At 50.3% G+C, this 3725-nt stretch carries 7 protein-coding genes; 2 read left to right on the top strand and 5 right to left on the bottom strand.

Annotated features, from left to right (window positions below; translation table 11 throughout):
* The 5 genes from F1593_RS27555 to F1593_RS27535 all read right to left on the bottom strand — a co-directional run.
* Window positions 1-313: IS110 family transposase (locus F1593_RS27555; RefSeq protein WP_149404757.1), on the bottom strand; the 313-nt coding region annotated here is incomplete at its 3' end.
* Between the two features lie 365 nt (window positions 314-678).
* Window positions 679-858 (bottom strand): hypothetical protein, encoded by a 180-nt coding sequence (locus F1593_RS27550; RefSeq protein WP_149404756.1) that lies wholly within the window; start codon window positions 856-858, stop codon window positions 679-681.
* Window positions 840-1220: a WD40 repeat domain-containing protein gene (locus F1593_RS30090; protein ID WP_149404755.1), complete on the bottom strand. Its 381-nt coding sequence runs from the start codon at window positions 1218-1220 to the stop codon at window positions 840-842. The genes F1593_RS27550 and F1593_RS30090 overlap by 19 nt, the downstream gene beginning before the upstream one ends.
* Complete coding sequence (locus F1593_RS27540) at window positions 1211-1603, bottom strand: tyrosine-type recombinase/integrase (protein WP_149404754.1); 393 nt, start codon at window positions 1601-1603, stop codon at window positions 1211-1213. Before F1593_RS27540 ends, F1593_RS30090 begins: the two co-directional genes overlap by 10 nt.
* A 40-nt stretch (window positions 1604-1643) precedes the next feature.
* The gene (locus F1593_RS27535) at window positions 1644-1949 is read right to left on the bottom strand and encodes a site-specific integrase (RefSeq protein ID WP_149404753.1); all 306 of its coding nucleotides are present in this window, start codon (window positions 1947-1949) and stop codon (window positions 1644-1646) included.
* Window positions 1950-2012: 63 nt separating this feature from the next.
* On the opposite strand from F1593_RS27535, the gene F1593_RS27530 reads away from it, so the two are divergent.
* Together F1593_RS27530 and F1593_RS27525 are read left to right on the top strand one after the other, a co-directional pair.
* Window positions 2013-2342, top strand: coding sequence for a hypothetical protein (locus F1593_RS27530; RefSeq protein WP_149404752.1), 330 nt, complete (start codon window positions 2013-2015; stop codon window positions 2340-2342).
* On the top strand, window positions 2263-3630 hold the full coding sequence (locus F1593_RS27525) for a Tn3 family transposase (protein WP_172632516.1): 1368 nt from the start codon (window positions 2263-2265) through the stop codon (window positions 3628-3630). The genes F1593_RS27530 and F1593_RS27525 overlap by 80 nt, the downstream gene beginning before the upstream one ends.
* Window positions 3631-3725: the final 95 nt, after the last annotated feature.

Genomic DNA, 3725 nt, shown 5'->3' with positions numbered 1-3725 from the left:
TCCACTCTGCGTCGCGCACATCGGTCTTGCGCCCAGGCACTGCTTTGATGTGCTGCGCGTTTACGACCAGGAGTTCAGCGTGGCCTTCCAAGATGTTAAAAATGGGTTTCCAATAGACTCCCGTTGACTCCATTGCGACGTGTGTGACATCTGCGGCAGTCAACCAGTCAAGCAATCGTAACAATTCCTGTGTGGTTGTTTGAAAGGTGCGTATCTCCTTCTGCCGGCGTCCATTGATGACCAGGATCAAACAGGCAACGACCATCTTCTTGTGGACATCCAAACCGCAGCAGCGTTCATAGACCAATTCCATCGGTTGCCTCCATCACTGTGGTGTGTTGTGTTGGACCGGACAACGGGGTGCTTCCTCATGAAGAATCTCTTCTTCGTGCTCGTCTCGAGAAGGTTCTTCGAGACGGCGACAGACGGTGGTACCTCTCAGCACCCGGGTCGGACTCCCCTTCAGGCTCATCGCACTAGTGTATCACCGACCTCTTGGCGTTGAACGTCCTGTACCATTCTACTCTTTTTCATGGACGGTGGCGAGCTGCAAGCTCATGGTTGGCTCCCCTGAAAAAGGAAAGCCGTGCAAATGATCGCAGAGAGTACAACACTCCTCAACTGAGAAGCAGAGTGCTGTCGGTTCATGGAGATGTTTCGCTCTGGCTCATGTGAGCACTAAGCAGCCGGTGAGGTTGGCGCTAAGGTGACCTCATACCCAAGCATCTCTAAGCGGTGAACAAGCCGCTTTTGGACTGCTTGCTGATCGTGTTCGTCGAAGAAGTTGCCTTCCAGTTCCTGGTAGTCTTTCTCATCAGCTAAGACATGATACACGATCACTAATAAGGTATGTCCCACCGCAATCGTCGCTTTCTTGCCTCCTCGTCGGAGCACGAGGCGATGGTAGTGTGCAGAAAGGTAGGACTCTTTACAAGAAGAGCAGATTGAAACGAATCTAAGCGCTCATTGGGAAATCGGCTATGAAAAGCCGTACATGCAGCAGCGATAGACCATCCTTGAGGAGACCAAGCGACATCACTTACTTCATCATTTGACCAATAGGTATGGATACATTCTCCGGTAAATGGCTTCCATAGCTGGATCATTCCATTACCATCTCCAGAAACAATATGCTTACCATCAGGGGACCAATCTACATCGCGTGCATAACTCACAAAGATTTCTACCCTCTGCTCTACTGTAATCTCTTCTATATCCATGCAATTGTCTCAACAGCTTGCTGTAAATCATGTCTCGTCCCTTGAACGTACAATCTTGTGGTGTCCAACGCATCATGCCCCATGATTTGTGCTAAGCGATGCAGCGGCACAGCTTCCGCCATACAATAACCAAACCGATAGCGTAGATCGTGGGGACTTACATCAGAGAGCTTTGCAAAAGATGCATATTTTTTAACGATATAGCCTAATGCGCGTTCAGATAATGTGTCCTTTGTCTTGCTTGAGGGGAAGAGAAATGCTCTCTCAACAGAAAGGGTTGGAAGATACTCCTCTAGCACTTTGCGAGCCGTGACATTGAGTGGAACTTCGCGGTACTTATTGCGCTTGCCAACGACTTCGAGTGTCCCGCTTCGTTTGCCCATCTTTACCTGACCTTGTTGGCAGTTGGCAGATTTCTTTGGCTCACAACCCCGTATGCAGAAGCAAGACAATCAGGACACGATCTCTGAGCGTCCCTTCGTTGGTCACGGCTGCGACCAATGCTTGTTCTTCCTCATCTTCTAGATGGCGAGGAGCATGCTCTTCTTCGCCAACCAGTTTCACTGGGGCAGAGGGATCGTAAGAAATGAACTGCTCCTGCATAGCCCAACCGAAATAGCGTTTTAAGCTGATTAACGCTCTATTCACTGAATTGGGCTTCTGATGAAGCTCTTTTTGGAGGTAAGTACGATAGCAGGTGAGCGCGGGTGTTGTGATAGCTTGTGGCATGAAGCTCATTTGTGATGAGGATGCCTCGTCTGTCCTTCGGGTAGAATGGGCTTCATAATTAACGTGGCTCTGGATGAGCTCACTAAGAACTGCTTTGAGTTACCGCCCTTCTTGCTGCTAGACAAAGCCGCTCATCATGTGCGAGCAATAACCACACGAGGGTTGTATCGCCGCGTGTATCAGGCCATCCCAGAGGAAGCACGTGTCTCTCTGGATGCCCTGTTTACTGTCCAGCCTGGGCAACAACTCTCTCCCTGGGAATTGCTCAAGCAGGAGCCTGCTAGCCCAACGCTAACTCATATGCGTCTGCTCATTGATCACTTATTTACCGTCACTGAACAGCGCAAGCTGCTTCCTGCACACATCTTCGCGGGATCGCGGAAGGGAAGGTGAAGAACTCATTTCCTGGAAGGAATATGCACAGCAGGTCAGTGCTTATGGGACGCTGGTCGGACTGCCCACCGATGGGCAAGCATTGGTCAACTATCTGCGCGACTGGCTCCATGCCAGGATCACACAAACAGACGATGCCTTTCCAACGAACCAATATCTGCGCTTTGAAAAAGGAGAACTCATCCTGCGTCCCGTCGAGAAGCAGGCCGATCCCGAGGGACTCTCAACCCTGGAGCAATTCCTGGCAGAACGCCTGAAGCCCATCTCTCTGCTCGATGTCCTCACCCAGACCGAGCAATGGCTCAACTGGTCGCGTTTTTTCGGCCCACTCTCCGGGCATGCCACCAAGCTGGAAGATGCGATTGCCCGCTATGTTGCTCTCGCGTTTTGCTATGGCTGTAATCTCGGCCCATCTCAAACCGCACGGTCACTGACTGGAGTAGAACGTCGCGATCTGTCCTGGGTCAATCAGCATCATATCACCGAAGAGAAACTGGATGAGGCGATCCGTTGTGTCACGGAGGCGTATAATCGGTTCCATTTGCCCAAGTATTGGGGGACAGGAAAACGCGCCTCTGCTGATGGAACCAAGTGGGAAATGTATGAACAGAACTTACTGGCAGAATATCACATAAGATATGGAGGATACGGCGGGATTGGGTATTATCATGTGTCGGATACGTATATCGCCTTGTTTAGTCGCTTCATTCCGTGTGGGGTGCATGAGGGGGCGTACATCCTCGATATGTTTGAAAAAGAGCAAGCGTCTGTTCGGCCAGAGACGGTGCATGGTGATACCCACGCACAAAGTACGACGATCTTTGGGTTGGCTCACTTGCTCGGAATCTCCCTCATGCCAAGGATTAAGAACTGGAAAGATCTGACGCTCTTTCGTCCTGATCCAGATATTCACTACACCCATCTCGACAGTCTCTTCTCCGACGCCATTGATTGGGATCTTATTGCCACGCATTTGCCCGATATGATCCGAGTTGCGCTGTCCATCAAGGCCGGAAAGATTATCCCCTCCACGATCTTACGCAAATTGGGAGCCTATAGCCGGAAAAAGAAAATCACAGGTCATCCTCAACGATCAACCGAAACAAACTTGGATCTGGACAGGACACACAGAACTCGAAAAACGACTGCTTGCAGATACCTGCGAATTGTGTGGTTCACACGAAAATATCTCAGTCCATCACATTCGAGCGTTCAAAGACCTGCACCAACAAATAGAGGTGAAGCAAGAACTCCCTGCCTTGTATGGTTTTCCGTCATCGAGACCTGAGCGTGAGTGCCCTCATCGTACCTGTTCAGGTTGTCCGCAAAAAAGCTGAACAAGAAAAGCGATAAGCTGAGCAAGAAAGGACGAAAAAGGATGAG

Source organism: Dictyobacter arantiisoli, assembly GCF_008326305.1.
GTDB lineage: Bacteria > Chloroflexota > Ktedonobacteria > Ktedonobacterales > Ktedonobacteraceae > Dictyobacter > Dictyobacter arantiisoli.
The sequence above is the reverse complement of the archived record's forward strand: the minus strand, read 5'-3'. Positions and strand labels throughout refer to the sequence as shown.